This is a genomic window from Microlunatus panaciterrae (assembly GCF_016907535.1).
GTDB classification, from domain to species: Bacteria; Actinomycetota; Actinomycetes; order Propionibacteriales; family Propionibacteriaceae; genus Microlunatus; species Microlunatus panaciterrae.
Window position 1 is genome coordinate 4007469 of record NZ_JAFBCF010000001.1, and the last position, 14751, is coordinate 4022219.

The window sequence follows — 14751 nt, forward strand, 5'->3', positions numbered from 1 at the left end:
CGGTGAGCCGTCGGCTCAGGCGCTGACCACGCTGAGGTGTCGGACCGGGGCCGCCTCCTCCGGCTCAGCCGCCTCGACGCCCTGGTCGACATCGACCAGATCGATGGCGGCAACCACATACCGGCTGAGCGCTGCGTGCGCGATCTCGGGCTCGGCACCCAGTGGAGCGGACACGGCGACGGCACCGGCCTCGTACGCCAGCTCCGCCTGCCGGGTGTACAACAGACCCGGTGCCAGGAACCAGCCGCCGACCGCGATGTGCCGGCGACCCTGCGCCCGGAGGCTGCGAACGGCCTCGGCAGTGGACGGACCGGACACGGTCGCGAAGGCGGTGACACAGGGCAGCTTGTGGTGGGTCGCCCACTGCCGGGCCCGGCGGGCCACCAGCGCATTGCTCCGGACGTCGGAGCTGCCCGCTGCGGCGAACACCAGTCCGTCCAGCTCGGTGACGCGTCGGGACCGCAGCGCGTCGCGGAGCCGGCGGTCGACGATCGACAGCAGGCTGGCGTCCGGGCCGATCGGGCTGGACGCGGTCACCCGCAGGCCGGGATGGTTCGCCTGCACCTTGGCCACCAGCGCCGGCACCTCGACCCTGGCCTTGAACGCGTCGGAGAGCAGCAGCGGGACGAAGACGACCTCCTGGACGCCACGCTTTACCAGCTTGCTGATCACCTGCGGTCCACTCGGCGGGCAGTGGTCGAGAAAGGCCACATGCACGTCGAGCTCGGGCCGGAGCCGGTTGAGCTCGGCCCGAAGCTCGTGGCTGACCTGGGCGACCCGCGGGTCGCTGGATCCGTAGCCCAGCAGGATAAGTGAAGGAGCGGTCATGATGCTTCCTTTCCGGGGGTGTGCTGATGTGGCGGTGGGGCCAGGGCGGAGACACCCGCCATGCCCGCGCCGAGCGTCCAGCCGTCCGCCTCGTCGACGATGATGAAGGAGCCGGTGGTGCGATGTTCGCGGTAGGGGTCGATCGGCAGCGGCGAGGCCAGCGCCAGCCGAACCCGCCCGATGTCGTTCAGGCCGAGGGCGTCGGCGTCCACCCACTCCGGCAACGCGCCCGGCAGAGTGTCCAGGTCGAGAGTGGCGTCGATCGACTTGACGATGGCCTTCGTGATCGACGTGCCGTGCTGCACCAGCACCCGGGCGCCGACCGCGAGCGTGCGCTCGGCCAGCCAGCAGACGGTCGCGTTGACCTCGCGTACCGGTGCCGGCGGGGCATCGGTGGCAGCCAGGATGTCGCCGCGGGACACGTCAAGGTCCTGGGTCAGCCGCAGCACGACCGACTGGCCGGCGACCGCCACCTGCAGCGGACCGTCCGGGGTGTCGATGCCGGCGACCGTGGCGTGTGAGCCCCTGGGCAGCACGACCACCTCCTCACCGACCGACACCCGGCCGGATTCGACCTTGCCGGCATAGCCGCGGTAGTCGCCGTCCACTGCCGGCAGCTGCGCGGCCCAGGGCGCGGACGGTGCCTGCTGCGGACGGATGACGAGCTGCACCGGGAACCGGAACTCCGATCCCACGGCCCGCCGGGTGTCGTCGACGGTCTCCAGAAAACCGAGCACCGTCGGCCCCTCGTACCAGGCCGTCCGCGCCGAGTGGGTGGCGACGTTGTCGCCCTCGGTCGCCGACACCGGGATGCAGCGCGAGTCGACCAGACCGAAGCTGCGGGCCAGCACCGAGAACTCGGTGGCGATCCGGGTGAACACCTCCTCGGAGTAGTCGACCAGGTCGATCTTGTTGACGACCAGCACGACGTGCGGCACCCGCAGCAGCGAGGCCACCGCAAGGTGGCGTCGGGTCTGCTCGACCACACCGTTGCGGGCGTCGACGAGCAATACGATCACGTCCGCGGTGGACGAGCCGGTGACCGTGTTGCGGGTGTACTGCACATGCCCCGGGCAGTCGGCCAGGATGAACTTGCGGGCGGGTGTGGCGAAGTAGCGGTAGGCGACATCGATCGTGATGCCCTGCTCGCGCTCGGCCCGAAGACCGTCGGTGAGCAGTGCCAGGTCGGCGCGGGCCAGGCCGCGACGCTTGCTGACCATCTCCACATGGTCCAGGGTGTCGCTGAGCACCGAGTTGGTGTCAAACAGCAGCCGGCCGACCAGAGTGGACTTCCCGTCGTCGACGGAGCCGGCCGTCGCCAACCGGAGCAGGGTCCGGCCGGGGGTCGCCGTCCTCGGTGCTGGGCGTGTCACAGTGCCGGGCATCAGAAATAGCCTTCCTTCTTGCGATCCTCCATGGCCGCCTCGGACAGACGGTCGTCTGCGCGGGTGGCGCCCCGCTCGGTCAGCCGGCTGGTGCCCACCTCGGTGATCACATCCGCGACGGTCGTCGCCTCGGACAGCACAGCGGCCGTGCAGGACATATCGCCGACGGTCCGGTAGCGCACCGACCGGAGCTCGGTCCGCTCCCCATCCCGCACCGGAGTGACCCGGGTGATCGCCACCCACATGCCGTCGCGCTCGACCACCTCACGCTGGTGGGCGTAGTAGATGGACGGCAGCGCGATCTTCTCCGCCTCGATGTAGTCCCAGACATCCAGCTCGGTCCAGTTGGACAACGGGAAGACCCGGACGTGCTCCCCGGGCAGGTGTCGGCCGTTGTACAGCGACCAGAGCTCGGGCCGCTGGTTGCGGGGATCCCACTGCCCGAACTCATCCCTGAGGCTGTAGACCCGCTCCTTGGCGCGGGCCCGCTCCTCGTCCCGACGGCCGCCGCCGAAGACGGCGTCATGTTTGCCTTCGGTGATCGCGTCCAGCAACGGGACGGTCTGCAACGGGTTGCGGGTGCCGTCCGGTCGCTCGCGCAGCCGGCCGTCGTCGATGTAGTCCTGCACCGAGGCAACCTTCAACCGAGCACCGTAGAAGGCGACGGCCTCGTCCCGGAAGGCGAGCACCTCGTCGAAGTTGTGACCTGTGTCGACGTGCAGGAGTTCGAACGGCACCGGCGAAGGCCAGAAGGCCTTGGCTGCCAGGTGCAGCATCACCACCGAGTCCTTGCCGCCGGAGAACAGCATCACCGGGGACGCGAAGGTCGAGGCCACCTCGCGGAAGATGTGGATCGACTCCGACTCGAGCGCCTGCAGCTCGGTCAGCGGCCGAAGCCCGTCGAAGGCGGCGGCGGTCTGGTTGGTGCTCATCACAGGTCCCTTCCCAGCACGGTGGTGACCAGCGAGCTGGCCAGGTCCACCGCAGTCTCAAGATCAACTTCAGCGGTGTCCAGCACCAGCTCGGCAGTCTTCGGCTCCTCGTAGGGGTCATCGACCCCGGTCATGCCCTGGATCTCGCCGCGGCGCGCCTTCGCGTACAGACCCTTGACGTCGCGGCTCTCGGCCACTGCGGCGGAGGTGGACACAAAGACCTCGGCAAACGGCACATCGTGCTCAGCATGATCATCTCGGACCGCGCCCCGGGTCTCGCGGTAAGGGGCGATCACCGGCACCAGGACGATCACGCCGTGGCCGGCCAGCAGCCGGGCCACCCAGCCGATTCGCTTGACGTTGATGTCGCGGTCCTCGCGGCTGAAACCGAGGCCGGCCGACAGATGTGGTCGAACCTCGTCGCCGTCGAGCACCTGGACCTTGGCTCCGGCATCACGCAGCCTGCTTGCGAGTGCATGTGCGATCGTCGACTTGCCCGCCGACGGCAGGCCGGTGAACCAGACGGTGGCTCCCGACGTCGGCCGTCGGTCGAGAACGGAGCCGATCCGCTCGTCGGTCAGATCGGAGGTCATTGCAGAATCCCACATTCGGTCTTGGCCAAGCCGGCCCAACGGCCGCTTCTGGGGTCGTCGGAGGTGGCCGGCAGGGTGCACGGCGCGCAGCCGATCGAGGTGTAGCCGTCGTCGAGCAGCGGGTTGACCATCAAGGCGTTGGTCTCGATGTAGTCCGCCACCTGCTCGTCGCTCCAGCGGGCGAGCGGTGCCACCCGGACCAACCGGCGGCGTGCGTCCCAAGAGACCACCGGGGTGCCGGCTCTCGTCGGTCCGTCTGCACGCCGAAGACCGCTGGCCCAGGCCGCGTACGGCTCGAGGGCGCGCCCGAGCGGGGCAACCTTGCGCATCCCACAGCAGCGGTCAGGGTCACGGGCGAACAGGTCCTCACCGTATTGGGCGTCCTGTTCGGCCACGGTGAGCTCCGGCGTGACGTTGATGACGTTCACGTCGTACACCGACTGGACCGCGTCCCGGGTGCCGATCGTCTCGACGAAGTGGTAGCCGGTGTCCAGGAACACGACGTCGATCCCCGGCGCCACCTTGGCCGCGAGGTCGATCAGCACGGTGTCGGTCATTGACGAGGTCAGCACCAGACGGGAGCCGAACTCGTCGTGCGCCCAGGTGAGGATCTCCTCAGCGCTGGCGTCCTCGAGATCGTGGGCTGCGGTCAGCGCCAGCTCGCTCAGGTCGGTCGTCGTGCTCATCGCGACACCAGCCCCAGGAACCTGACGGCGAAGGCGCGCCGGCAGCTGCGGCACTCCCAGCCGCCCTCCTCGATGGGGAAGAGGTCCTCTTCGGCGCAGTACGGGCAGTACAGCACGGCCTGCCGAGACGCGGTGGTCTCGCTCATCGGGAGACCCCGGTCATGACAGCTCCGCCGCTTCGGCCCGGGACGCCCACTGCGGGAATCGCTCGCCGTCCCGGCGACCGTCCAGATAGTTGCGGGCCAGCCGCTCGACGTAGTCGGGCAACTCCGCGGCGGTGACCTTGTGACCACGCAGCTTGCGACCGAAGCCGGCATCGAGGCCGAGACCGCCGCCCAGGTGGACCTGGAACCCCTCGACCGGCTCCCCGTCCGGCCCGGGCACCAGCTGACCCTTCAGCCCGATGTCGGCGACCTGGATCCGGGCGCAGGAGTTGGGGCACCCGTTGATGTTCACGGTGATGGGGGAGTCCAACGCACCCAGCCGCTTCTCCAGCTCGTCGGCGACCCGGGTGGCCAGCGCCTTGGTCTCTACGATGGCGAGCTTGCAGTATTCGATTCCGGTGCAGGCCAGCACCGACCGACGCCAGGTGCGGGGGTCAGCCGACAGACCGAGGACCTCCATCTCGCCGATCAGGGAGTCGACCCGGTCCTCGGCCACATCGAGGACCAGCAGCTTCTGCATCGGGGTGGTGCGCAGCCGGGACGAGCCGTGGGCCTCGGTGACATTGGCGATCTTGACCAGCGTCTCACCGCTGACCCGGCCGGCCGAGGCCGAGAAGCCGACGAAGAACCGCCCGTCCTGCTGCCGGTTTACTCCGACGTGGTCGCCCGGACGGTCGGGGGTGGCCGGCGCCGGGCCGTCGATGAGGGTGCGGTGCAGATATTCCGTCTCCAGCACCTGACGGAACTTCTCCGGCCCCCAGTCGGCGACCAGGAACTTCAGCCGCGCCCGGGTCCGGAGCCGGCGGTAGCCGTAGTCCCGGAACACCCCGGTCACACCGGCCCAGACCTCGGCGACCTCGGTCAGCGGCACCCAGGCGCCGAGTCGTTGGGCCAGCATCGGGTTGGTGGACAGGCCGCCGCCGACCCACAGGTCGAAGCCAGGACCGTGCTCCGGATGGTGGACACCGACGAACGCGATGTCGTTGATCTCCGGTACGACGTCCTGCAGCGGATGCCCGGTCAGCGCGGTCTTGTACTTCCGGGGCAGGTTGGAGAACTGGGGGTCGCCGATGTAGCGCTCGGCGATCTCCCGGATGGCGGGCGTCGGGTCGATGATCTCGTCAGCGGCGATGCCGGCAACAGGCGAGCCGAGGATGACCCGTGGGCAGTCGCCGCACGCCTCGGTGGTGGACAGGCCAACCTCGTCCAGGCGGCGCCAGATCTCGGGCACGTCCTCGATCCGGATCCAGTGCAGCTGGATGTTCTGCCGGTCGGTGATGTCGGCGGTGCCCCGGGCGAACTCCACCGAGATCTGGCCGATCACCCGCAGCTGCTGCGTTGTCAGCGCGCCGCCGTCGATCCGCACCCGCAGCATGAAGTACTTGTCCTCGAGCTGCTCCGGCTCGAGGGTGGCGGTCCGGCCGCCGTCGATGCCGGGCCGGCGCTGGGTGTAGAGGCCCATCCAACGGAACCGGCCCCGCAGGTCGGCGGGGTCGATGCTGTCGAACCCGTGCACCGCGTAGATGCTCTCGATCCGGCCGCGCACGTTGAGCGGATTATCGTCCTTCTTCTGCTGCTCGTTGGCGTTCAGCGGCTCACGGAATCCGAGGCCCCACTGGCCCTCGCCCTTCTTCCGGCGCGGGCGAGCGGTAGCGCCTGCGGTTCGGGTCTCGCCGGTTGTCGTGGTCATCTCGTCCTCAGTGTGGTGAGTCGCGGAGCGGCTGGAAGTCTGCTCAGGCACCTGCCTGCGTCAGCACGGCAGTGTGCTGCGATGGTGCTGAGCGCGTGGTCGTCTCAGTACGTCTGCGAATGACAGATCATTGACTCGGTGCGACCGAGGTCCACGAACCGGCGCGTGGTGAGCCAGGCCGACGTGCCCTGCGCCGGCGCCGAAGAGGCGTTCCGCGGGCTGACGTCGGCTGCGCCCGACGACTGAGTTCGGCTCGGCAGAGCTCCCAGTCTGATGCGCATGGGTCAACCTTCCGCCCTGACGACCTCCCGGATCAAGTCGAAATCTCAAATAGTAAGATGAGGTATCAGAATATGGTACGTCGACCGGACTGAGCCCGCCTCACCCGGCTGTCAGCTCCGCTGCCGCAAGGATCACCGCGGCAGCGGACCACCCGAGCGGCGCCACCGAGGCCGGTGACCCGTCGGCCAGCACCTTCTCCGGAATCGACCCTCCCGCTGTGCGGTGGACGTCCAACCAGCGGAGGTAGTGGACTGCGGACTCCCGGTCCCCCAGGGCTGCGGCGACCAGGGCGTAGGTCGCCGTCGTCGGCGTCCAGCTGATCCCGTCAGGCCGCCAGCCCCCGCCAGGAGCCAGTCCACCCGCTGGTCTCGCCATCTCACTGGCTGAGCGACGCCAGGCGTCGACGACGTCGGCCGGGTGCTCTCGCACGAAGGGTGGCAGTAGGAAGGAGGCGCCGAGGTCGACCGAGCGAGCCGGTCCGCCGAGGTAGCGCGGATAGCCATCCGGCCCGAACCTGGTGCTGATGGCGGTGCGGAGGTCGATGGCCCGGCTGGTGTTGGTCTCCGCCGCGCGGGTGGCCCCGATCGTGCGGTAAAGCCGTCCGGCCGACTCCGACCCGGCCAGCAGCACGGCCGCGGTCGCCAGGCTGAGCCGGTCCTCGCTGGGCTTCTCCCAGTAGTCCGAGGACGGTGGCGGGAGGTGGCTGTCCGGATCCAGCGCGTTGCCGATCGCAGCTGAGGACGCATCGAGCAGGCGTCGATGGCTGCGGACGTAGTCGGCACGTTCAGACCTGGGCACCGTGCCTGCCACCACCTCGAGCGCCCACAACGACCAGCCCACGCCGTCGAGCTGGCTGCCGCGGTCGTCCGGCACCAGGCTGCCGTCGGTCCGGTAGCGGGCCTGGAACGTGCCATCGTGACCCTGGACACGGGTCAGGAAGTTCAGCACATGCTCAGCGTCGCCGTGATGCCCGGTGCGGGCCAACGCGGCAGCAACGAAGGCGGAGTCGCGGGGCCAGACGTTGTTCCAGGGCGGAGGCGCTCCGGCGACCGCCACCCCGCCGGGCTGGGCGAGCAGGTGGAGATCCAGCAGCGCATCGCGCACCAGGGTGGTGTCGCCCAGCTCCGGCACCGACGGGACGGTACCGGCTGCCAACCAGTCCTGCTGCCGGCGGACCTGGCTGGCCGCGTCCGGTGTGTCGCGCAGCACCCGGGTTCCGGCTATCAGCTGGCCTTCGTCACCAGGCTTGACCTCGACCACCGAGCCGTCCCTGCCGACCGCCAGAGTGGAGAGGTAGAGCGGTACGCGGCTCTGCCGATGCTGCAGCCAGCCCGCGGTGAGCGTGACCACCACCACCAGCGCCGCAGCCAGCCACCACAGGCCCGCCGCCCGGGAGGGCCGCGCCAACTGGTGGAGATGGCCCGTGGTCACCCGCTCAGTCTGGCAGACGCGTCGCCTCGTCGATCTGGTCCGCCTGGGCCGGGTGGATGCCCGAGAGCCGGGGCCAGACCACGTCCAGGGCGGCGTTGAACGCGGCGCCGATCAGCACCGCGATCGCGATCACGTACAACCAGATCAGGACCGCGATCGGCGCGGCGAGCGGACCGTAGATCGAGGTGCCCCCGGTGGAGACGCTCAGCACCACCCGGAGGAGGGCGCTGCCGCCGATCCACATCAGCAGGGTCAGTGCCGCGCCCGGCAGGTCCGCTCGCCATCGCGTCCGTACGGGCACCGCCAGGTGGTACAGGGTGGCGAGGATGCAGACCGATCCCAGCAGGACCACCGGCCAGTACAGCGCACCGACGATCTCCAGCTGGCTGGGCAGGATCTCATCGATGACGGTGGGACCGGCCAGCACCAGCGGGAGCAGCACCACCCCGACCAGCAGGAAGACCAGGTAGAGCGAGAAGGACAGCGCCCGGGTGCGGACGATGCCGCGTTTGCCGGCCAGACCGTACATGATGGTGATCGTGTCGACGAAGACGTTCAGTGCCCGCGAACCTGACCAGAGGGCGATGATGAAGCCAATGGAGATGATCTCGAACCGGCCGCCGGCCAGCACCTCGTCCAGAGTGGGTTTGATCACCTTGTTGACGGAGTCGGTGGTCAGCGCCCGGGAGGCCAGGGCCAGCACCTGGGAACGGAAGTTGCTGACCGTCTTGACGTCGAAGCGGTTGGCGACATAGCCGATGGCTCCAGCAAGACCGAAGATCAACGGCGGCAGGGACAGAATGGCGAAGAAGGCCGCCTCGGCGGCGAGCCCGGTGACCCGGTAGCGGAAGCAGGCGCCGACCGTCTGGGCCAGCAGGCGCCAGACCGACCGCATCCACGCGCTCGGCGCCCGGTGCAGCGGAAACCTCCGTGCAGGCCGCCCGCGATCTCCCATGACCTCAGCCTAGGGGAGGGGTGATCGAAGCCCGGGATGCCACGTCTCCTGGTCCGCTGACCCTTCCAGCCCTTCGCCTGGCGTCAAGGTGGCGGTGCCACCCACGAGGGACGGCGAAGTTGATATCGGCCGGCACGAGCGATGACGGGCCAGCGGTTGATCGTCGCCTCCGTTGCGCGCGTGAACCCGAACCGCGTGCTGTAGCGCACCACCAGGGTCGCGGACCCGCTGCTCAGATAGCTTAGCGCAAACCGCTGCCATTCAGGGTCGTTGTGGCGTCTGAGGTTGCTGCCTTCTGAGCGTCGGACGTAGGAATACCCGCCCAGGTCGAGGGAGAGGTGACACCCCCGGTCCAGGTTGCGACTGAGAACGTCGAGTTCGATCAGAGTGCTCGGGTCGTCTGAGGTGATGCAGCCGGGGAGGGTGCGGACGGCGGCTTGCAGGCGCGCCGCGGGGAAGGAGTGCCCGAAGCGCGCCCCTCTCAGCGGCACAGCGTAGACGGTGAGGCCGACCACCAGAGCCGCGGTCACGAGGACGGGTGCCCTGGGCCTCCACCGGGCCGTCCTGCGCAGGAGTGGTCCTGTCGCTGCGCCGACCGTGATGGCCGCCGGTCCTGCGATCAGGCCCGGATAGTGCGGAAACCAGGACGGCACGGCAAGCAGCATCAGCGACAGGATGCCCAGCAACGCGACGGCGAGGCGAGCCTCCGGCAGGTGGGTCGCGAGCACCGCGGCTAGGACGAAACACAGGACGGCGACCCCCACCAGCAGTGGTAGCCACGCCGCCAGCGGCTGCTTGAGCAGGCCGAGTCCCGTCATGTCGGCCAACCGTGCAGTCACGGGTGTCGCGGAACGAGCCCGATCCACTTGGTTGACGATGACATAACGCCACATCTGCACCGGAGAGGCGAGAAAGAATGGCAGACAGACCACGGTTCCGGCACCGACCGCGCCGAGTGTCAACCAGAGCAGCTGTCGGAGGCCGGCAGCGCGTAGGAGCCAGACGGCGAGCACCAGGAACGGGACGACTCCCCAGATCTTCACCACAGTGGCATAGCCCAACAGCGCCCCGGCCAGCACCACCCAGCCGGCGACGTCGCGGCGCCGCTCGCGGCACAGGAGCAGGAGGGCGACGACGAGACAGGTGCCGGCGACCGGTTCCAGCCGGGTGGTCTGTTCGACGGCGACCGCCGGGTAGAAGACCGCATAGAAGAGGCCACCGAAGACCGCACCGAAGATCGTGGCGGGCCTCAGGATCCGGTAGATCACAACGGCATTCAGGCTCCCTAGGAGCATGCAACCCAGCCTGGCGAGCGCCATCGCCTGGGCGTCTCCGACCCCGTAGCCGAGCACCGCGAACGGGGCCAGAGCCAGCACGATCCCGGGCGGGTGGAGCAGCAGGAAGTCGCGATAGGGCATCCTGCCGTGCACCAGGCCGATGGCGGCTCCGAAGTAGACGGCGGAGTCATACTGCTTGACCGCATAGAGGCCGGAGGAGCGCAGTACCGGAATCAGCCGAGCGAGGAAGGCGGCGGCGGCTATGGCCAGCGCCAGCAACCAGCCGAGCCTGGGGGCCGGTGCGACCGCTTCTCCTTCATCCCCCATAGCGACCAGTGAAGCAGTCGACAACCCCGATAGCCAGACACTGCACCTGTGGGTTGGGGACGCCCCGGCCCCCTCACCCGTTGCGCTGGTGGCCGGCGGACTGCCAGCTGGGGGTGGATCCTGGATTCGAGTGGTCAGATCCCAGCACCGGGGGGCTCTGGATCCTCAGAAGGGTGGGGAACATCATGGGGAGTGCGGTTCCGGGTGACCGGTGGTCGAGTGGTGAGCAGTACGAGCCGTATATCGGCCGCTGGAGCCGAGCGGTCGCCTCGGACTTCGTCGCGTGGCTGGGCCTCCCGGCTAGGGCGACCTGGCTCGACGTGGGATGCGGTACGGGGGCGCTCAGCGGGGCTGTGCAGCGTCTGGCAGCACCGTCACACCTGCTGGGGGTGGACCCGTCGCCGGCGTTCATCGACTACGCACGCAGCCACGTGGTCGACTCGGCGGTCAGCTTCGCCGTCGGTGACGCGCAGCGGCTCCCCGCCGACGATGGCTCCTTCGACGCCGTCGTGTCGGGGCTGGTGCTGAACTTCATCCCGGACCGTCCCGGTGCGCTGGGCGAGATGCGTCGGGTGGCCCGCAGCGGCGGTGTCGTTGCTGCCTACGTCTGGGACTATCCAGGAGAGATGTGGCTGCTTCGGCACTTCTGGGACGCGGCGGTTGAGCTCGACGCTGCTGCCCTCGACCTGCACGAGGGATACCGGTTCGCCTTCTGCCGGCAGGCGGAACTGGCGCTGCTGTTCGAGGCTGCCGGGTTCGCGCAGGTGGTGAGCCGGGGTCTTGTGGTCCCTACGGTGTTCTCCAGCTTCGACGACTATTGGCAGCCGTTCCTGGGTGGCCAGGGACCTGCACCGACCTACGTCAGATCCCTGGATGAGAACCGGCGCAACGAGCTCCGCACTGCCGTCCATGACCGCCTTCCGCAGGGCCACGACGGGTCGATCTCCCTGTCGGCACGCGCCTGGGCAGTCAAGGCGCGTCGTTAGCGCCGGCTGCGAACACCGCCGGGCGGGGTCGAGTAGCCGCCCTTCGACGGGGTCAGGGCGCGCATTCGGAGCTCCCGATCAGGGCGGCCAGGCTCGCCAACGCCTCGGACCGGGCCCGGTAGTAGACCCAGACCCCTCTCTTGGAGCGATCGAGCAACCCCACCTCGTGCAGCACCTTGAGGTGATGGCTGATGGTGGGTTGGGAGAGGTCGAAGGCATCGGTGAGGTCGCAGACGCAGGCTTCACCACCCTTGTGGGACGCCACCATCGACATCAACCGCAGCCGAACGGGATCGGCCAGCGCCTTCAGCAGCGGCGCGATCTGCTCCGCCTGAGGCTGGCTCAATGGTTCACGGGACAGGGGCGGGCAACAGGCCACTGCCTCGACCGGACTCAGCATTAACTTCGACACCCATCTATATTGACATGAGTCGATGTCCGTGGCAACCTACACACATAGACCATCGTCTAAGTCTCAATACCTGGAGGAACGTCATGTCCCGAGTACAGCTGGCCCTCAACGTCGACAGCATCGACGAGGCGGTTGCCTTCTACTCCAAGCTGTTCGGTGCCGAACCGGCCAAGCGCCGCCCCGGCTACGCCAACTTCGCCATTGCCGAACCGCCTCTCAAGCTTGTCCTGCTGGAGAACCCTGGTCAGGGCGGCTCTCTCAACCATCTCGGCGTCGAGGTTGCCGACGTCGACACCGTCGATGCCGAGCAGACCCGCCTTGCCGAGGCGGGTCTGGCCTCGATCGACGAGCGTGGAACCACCTGCTGCTACGCGAAGCAGGACAAGTTCTGGGTGGAGGGAGCGCCGAGCGGCGAGCGGTGGGAGATCTACACCGTCCTGGCTGACAGCCAGAGCTTCTTTGCCACCACGCCCGAGCAGGACGCCTGCTGTGGCCCTCAACAGGTGGCAGCTGAACACGCTGCGACAGCTGACCAGGGGGCTGCGGGCGAGCCGGTAGCCAGCGTCGGCGGCTGCTGCTGAGAGGTCCCGGCTCTCCGAAGCCCTGTGGGCGGGATTTCTACCGTGGTCGGTAGGGATCCCGCCCACAGACGGTTGGCGGAGCAAACCATTCTGTCTGCGGCGGCGAATAGGGTCTTGCGGTACGCATGTTGATGCAGAACGATCGTCGGGGCGCGGACAGTTCACTCCTCTTGGCCTCGACGCGATGCGGCACAGGGGACCTAGGGAACGGATCTACGGAACTTGAACGACGGATGGATCAGGCAACAGGACGGGTCGCACCGTGCGAACGGGCGGTACGTCTGGGTGGAGGTCAGGCAGGCGCGGGACACCTTTTTCGTCGTGTCGGGTGGTGCCATGCGCGGCGGCGCGCACAGAAGCCTCGAGTCGGCCAAGGCGAGTGCCCTGACGTGGCTGGCGCTCCTCGACGACGTGCACCGACCCGCCGAGCATTGAGGCCCCCGACGGGACCGGGGGTCAGCCGAGCCGGATGGCTCGGCTGACCCCCGAGTCGGGAGCGGTTCAGCGACTCACTGCTTCGGTTGAACGTGTGTGACCGTGCAACGGGGCTTGCCGTCGCGGTCCTTGCCGACCGAGATCCGAATCTTCGCCTTGCCGGGAGCGCTCGGCGGATTCAGCGGGTTGCGGGCGTCGTAGACCGTGCCCAAGCGGTAGTCGAGCGAGCGGGTCCGGTTGAGGGTCTGCAGTCGGACACCGGAACCGGTGTAGCTCCTGACGGTGGAGTCGGTGGCCACGGTGCGTGCCCTGGTCGTCCAACCTGCGTAGTCGATGCGGACCCGCTTGATGCCGTCGGCGCCGGTGTAGGTCGAGCCCCAGACAGCCTTCGTCTTCCAGGTGATCCCGCCACCGTCGACGCACGACCCTGTCGTGGTCACCTTGGCGACCGGGGCAGCGGCCGGCGGCACGGCACCGGTGATGGTGAAGAGGGTGGAACGCAGGCCGAAAACGGACTGGAACGAACCGCCGCTGACGCTGAGGGTGCTGTTGCTGCCGATGATCTTGATGGTCTTGACCCGGCCGCCATACCTGCCGGCGCCGTCGCGCACGGTGACCTGCAGCTGCCTGACGGTCCCGACCGACGGCCACACGCGAGCCACGGTCGCTGCGGTGATCTTCCGTGACCAGGCGTTCGACACGACGACGCCGTCGTACGGGTCGGGGTGGGCACTGAGGTAAGGGAAGTCACCCTGGGCAGTATGGCCGCCGTTGGAGCTGGCGAACTGGGTGAACGCGATGGTGGAGCCGTACTTGAGGACCTGCCCGGCGGTGGCGGCGACGGCGGCGTTGCCGGCAGCCGTCTCCCGGATGGTCCGCCGACCGCCAGAGACGGTGGCATAGCCGGAGTAGACCTGGCAGGCCGTGGTGTCGCAGACGTCATAGCTGGCGCGCGAGCTGGTGTTGGCCTGGGTTCGGGCGGCGAACGAGCGGGCCGCGACTGCCTGGGTCGCGACGGCGTCACGATCCCACGACGTCGGCATCTCCGAGGGGACCACCGACTGCAGGTACTGCTCCATCGTCAGCCTGTTGACCGTCTTGATCACACCACCGGACAGGACCGCCGAGACACGGCCACGGAGCTCTCGCACCGTCCCGTTCGGCAGCTGAACCGCGACAATCTTGGCGGTGTTCTCGAAGCCCCAGCTGGTCCCGGTGAGCGTCGTCTGGAGAGTCTTCCAACTGCCGGTGGCCGAGCGGTACTTCAGCTTCAGCGCCGAGTCGGACTCCATGATCCGCCAGTACGCGTAGCTGCTTCCGGTCGGCAGCACGAGCGAGGTCCCACCCGCGCCGAGAACCTTCAACCCGGGGCTGGCCACTACTCGGGTGTCATGGTCGTAGTCGGCGGTGATCCAGACCCTGATCTTCGTGCTCTTCGGCAGCGAGGACAGCGTCGTGCCGGGGTAGTAGAAGTTGAGGATCTGCTGCCAGCTCAACCCCTGCCTCGCGGCGCCCTCGGCCCCGTACTGGGACATGCCCCAGCCATGACCGAACCCGGCGCCGTTGAGCGTGAAGGTCCCGTCCTGCGGAAGCACGGCCGAGTCGGCTGCGGCCGGGGAGGGGGCCAGCAGCTGGCAGCCCAGGAGCACGCTGAGTGCGGCGCCTGCGGCCGCGAGCAGTCGGCGGCGCACCCTGCGCACAGTTGCTGACGTGCCAGTGGTGGCAGATGGGGTGGCTGGGACCTCTGTGATCATGGGGGAAAGCGTGAGGGAAAACGCTCTATTTGC

General features: G+C 68.6%; 15 protein-coding genes. 3 read left to right on the forward strand and 12 right to left on the reverse strand.

The genetic code is table 11. The features are described 5' to 3' along the window. Positions 1-15: 15 nt before the first annotated feature. The 10 genes from JOE57_RS18210 to JOE57_RS18255 all read right to left on the reverse strand — a co-directional run bounded on the left by JOE57_RS18210 (position 16) and on the right by JOE57_RS18255 (position 10550). Entirely contained in the window at positions 16-828 is an 813-nt protein-coding gene (locus tag JOE57_RS18210; protein ID WP_204920054.1) for a sirohydrochlorin chelatase, read from the reverse strand. Continuing rightward, the gene (locus JOE57_RS18215) at positions 825-2213 is read right to left on the reverse strand and encodes a sulfate adenylyltransferase subunit 1 (RefSeq protein ID WP_204920055.1); all 1389 of its coding nucleotides are present in this window, start codon (positions 2211-2213) and stop codon (positions 825-827) included. Before JOE57_RS18215 ends, JOE57_RS18210 begins: the two co-directional genes overlap by 4 nt. Continuing rightward, positions 2213-3145: a sulfate adenylyltransferase subunit CysD gene (cysD, locus tag JOE57_RS18220; RefSeq protein ID WP_204920056.1), complete on the reverse strand. Its 933-nt coding sequence runs from the start codon at positions 3143-3145 to the stop codon at positions 2213-2215. Before cysD ends, JOE57_RS18215 begins: the two co-directional genes overlap by 1 nt. Further along, positions 3145-3738, reverse strand: a complete 594-nt coding sequence (gene cysC / locus JOE57_RS18225) for an adenylyl-sulfate kinase (protein ID WP_204920057.1) — start codon at positions 3736-3738, stop codon at positions 3145-3147. Before cysC ends, cysD begins: the two co-directional genes overlap by 1 nt. Beyond that, positions 3735-4424 carry a phosphoadenylyl-sulfate reductase gene (locus JOE57_RS18230; protein ID WP_204920058.1) on the reverse strand — a complete coding sequence of 230 codons (690 nt, stop codon included), beginning with the start codon at positions 4422-4424 and terminating at the stop codon, positions 3735-3737. Before JOE57_RS18230 ends, cysC begins: the two co-directional genes overlap by 4 nt. Further along, positions 4421-4570 carry a hypothetical protein gene (locus tag JOE57_RS18235; RefSeq protein ID WP_204920059.1) on the reverse strand — a complete coding sequence of 50 codons (150 nt, stop codon included), beginning with the start codon at positions 4568-4570 and terminating at the stop codon, positions 4421-4423. Before JOE57_RS18235 ends, JOE57_RS18230 begins: the two co-directional genes overlap by 4 nt. Positions 4571-4583: 13 nt before the next feature. After that, on the reverse strand, positions 4584-6278 hold the full coding sequence (locus tag JOE57_RS18240; RefSeq protein ID WP_204920060.1) for a nitrite/sulfite reductase: 1695 nt from the start codon (positions 6276-6278) through the stop codon (positions 4584-4586). Between the two features lie 381 nt (positions 6279-6659). Then, positions 6660-7991, reverse strand: coding sequence for a glycoside hydrolase family 15 protein (locus tag JOE57_RS18245; RefSeq protein WP_204920061.1), 1332 nt, complete (start codon positions 7989-7991; stop codon positions 6660-6662). Positions 7992-7995: 4 nt separating this feature from the next. After that, positions 7996-8946, reverse strand: a complete 951-nt coding sequence (locus JOE57_RS18250) for a YihY/virulence factor BrkB family protein (RefSeq protein WP_239578990.1) — start codon at positions 8944-8946, stop codon at positions 7996-7998. 83 nt (positions 8947-9029) lie between these two features. Then, positions 9030-10550 (reverse strand): glycosyltransferase 87 family protein, encoded by a 1521-nt coding sequence (locus tag JOE57_RS18255; RefSeq protein WP_204920062.1) that lies wholly within the window; start codon positions 10548-10550, stop codon positions 9030-9032. A 185-nt stretch (positions 10551-10735) separates the two neighbouring features. On the opposite strand from JOE57_RS18255, the gene JOE57_RS18260 reads away from it, so the two are divergent. Next, positions 10736-11536 (forward strand): class I SAM-dependent methyltransferase, encoded by an 801-nt coding sequence (locus JOE57_RS18260; protein WP_204920063.1) that lies wholly within the window; start codon positions 10736-10738, stop codon positions 11534-11536. Between the two features lie 52 nt (positions 11537-11588). Here JOE57_RS18260 and JOE57_RS18265 read toward each other — a convergent pair whose 3' ends face one another. Beyond that, on the reverse strand, positions 11589-11882 hold the full coding sequence (locus tag JOE57_RS18265) for an ArsR/SmtB family transcription factor (RefSeq protein ID WP_239578991.1): 294 nt from the start codon (positions 11880-11882) through the stop codon (positions 11589-11591). Positions 11883-12031: 149 nt separating this feature from the next. Here JOE57_RS18265 and JOE57_RS18270 point away from each other — a divergent pair, with 149 nt between their 5' ends. Further along, on the forward strand, positions 12032-12529 hold the full coding sequence (locus tag JOE57_RS18270) for an ArsI/CadI family heavy metal resistance metalloenzyme (protein ID WP_204920064.1): 498 nt from the start codon (positions 12032-12034) through the stop codon (positions 12527-12529). 222 nt (positions 12530-12751) lie between these two features. Continuing rightward, positions 12752-12964, forward strand: coding sequence for a hypothetical protein (locus tag JOE57_RS18275; RefSeq protein WP_204920065.1), 213 nt, complete (start codon positions 12752-12754; stop codon positions 12962-12964). Between the two features lie 74 nt (positions 12965-13038). Here JOE57_RS18275 and JOE57_RS18280 read toward each other — a convergent pair whose 3' ends face one another. Then, positions 13039-14718 (reverse strand): SpoIID/LytB domain-containing protein, encoded by a 1680-nt coding sequence (locus JOE57_RS18280; protein ID WP_204920066.1) that lies wholly within the window; start codon positions 14716-14718, stop codon positions 13039-13041. Between the last annotated feature and the right edge of the window lie 33 nt (positions 14719-14751).

What these genes read in the sequence shown, in the direction of transcription:
- JOE57_RS18210 (WP_204920054.1), bottom strand. Translation starts at nt 828, where the DNA reads ATGACCGCTCCTTCACTTATCCTGCTGGGCTACGGATCCAGCGACCCG.
- JOE57_RS18215 (WP_204920055.1), bottom strand. Translation starts at nt 2,213, where the DNA reads ATGCCCGGCACTGTGACACGCCCAGCACCGAGGACGGCGACCCCCGGC.
- cysD (WP_204920056.1), bottom strand. Translation starts at nt 3,145, where the DNA reads ATGAGCACCAACCAGACCGCCGCCGCCTTCGACGGGCTTCGGCCGCTG.
- cysC (WP_204920057.1), bottom strand. Translation starts at nt 3,738, where the DNA reads ATGACCTCCGATCTGACCGACGAGCGGATCGGCTCCGTTCTCGACCGA.
- JOE57_RS18230 (WP_204920058.1), bottom strand. Translation starts at nt 4,424, where the DNA reads ATGAGCACGACGACCGACCTGAGCGAGCTGGCGCTGACCGCAGCCCAC.
- JOE57_RS18235 (WP_204920059.1), bottom strand. Translation starts at nt 4,570, where the DNA reads ATGAGCGAGACCACCGCGTCTCGGCAGGCCGTGCTGTACTGCCCGTAC.
- JOE57_RS18240 (WP_204920060.1), bottom strand. Translation starts at nt 6,278, where the DNA reads ATGACCACGACAACCGGCGAGACCCGAACCGCAGGCGCTACCGCTCGC.
- JOE57_RS18250 (WP_239578990.1), bottom strand. Translation starts at nt 8,946, where the DNA reads ATGGGAGATCGCGGGCGGCCTGCACGGAGGTTTCCGCTGCACCGGGCG.
- JOE57_RS18255 (WP_204920062.1), bottom strand. Translation starts at nt 10,550, where the DNA reads ATGGGGGATGAAGGAGAAGCGGTCGCACCGGCCCCCAGGCTCGGCTGG.
- JOE57_RS18260 (WP_204920063.1), top strand. Translation starts at nt 10,736, where the DNA reads ATGGGGAGTGCGGTTCCGGGTGACCGGTGGTCGAGTGGTGAGCAGTAC.
- JOE57_RS18270 (WP_204920064.1), top strand. Translation starts at nt 12,032, where the DNA reads ATGTCCCGAGTACAGCTGGCCCTCAACGTCGACAGCATCGACGAGGCG.
- JOE57_RS18280 (WP_204920066.1), bottom strand. Translation starts at nt 14,718, where the DNA reads ATGATCACAGAGGTCCCAGCCACCCCATCTGCCACCACTGGCACGTCA.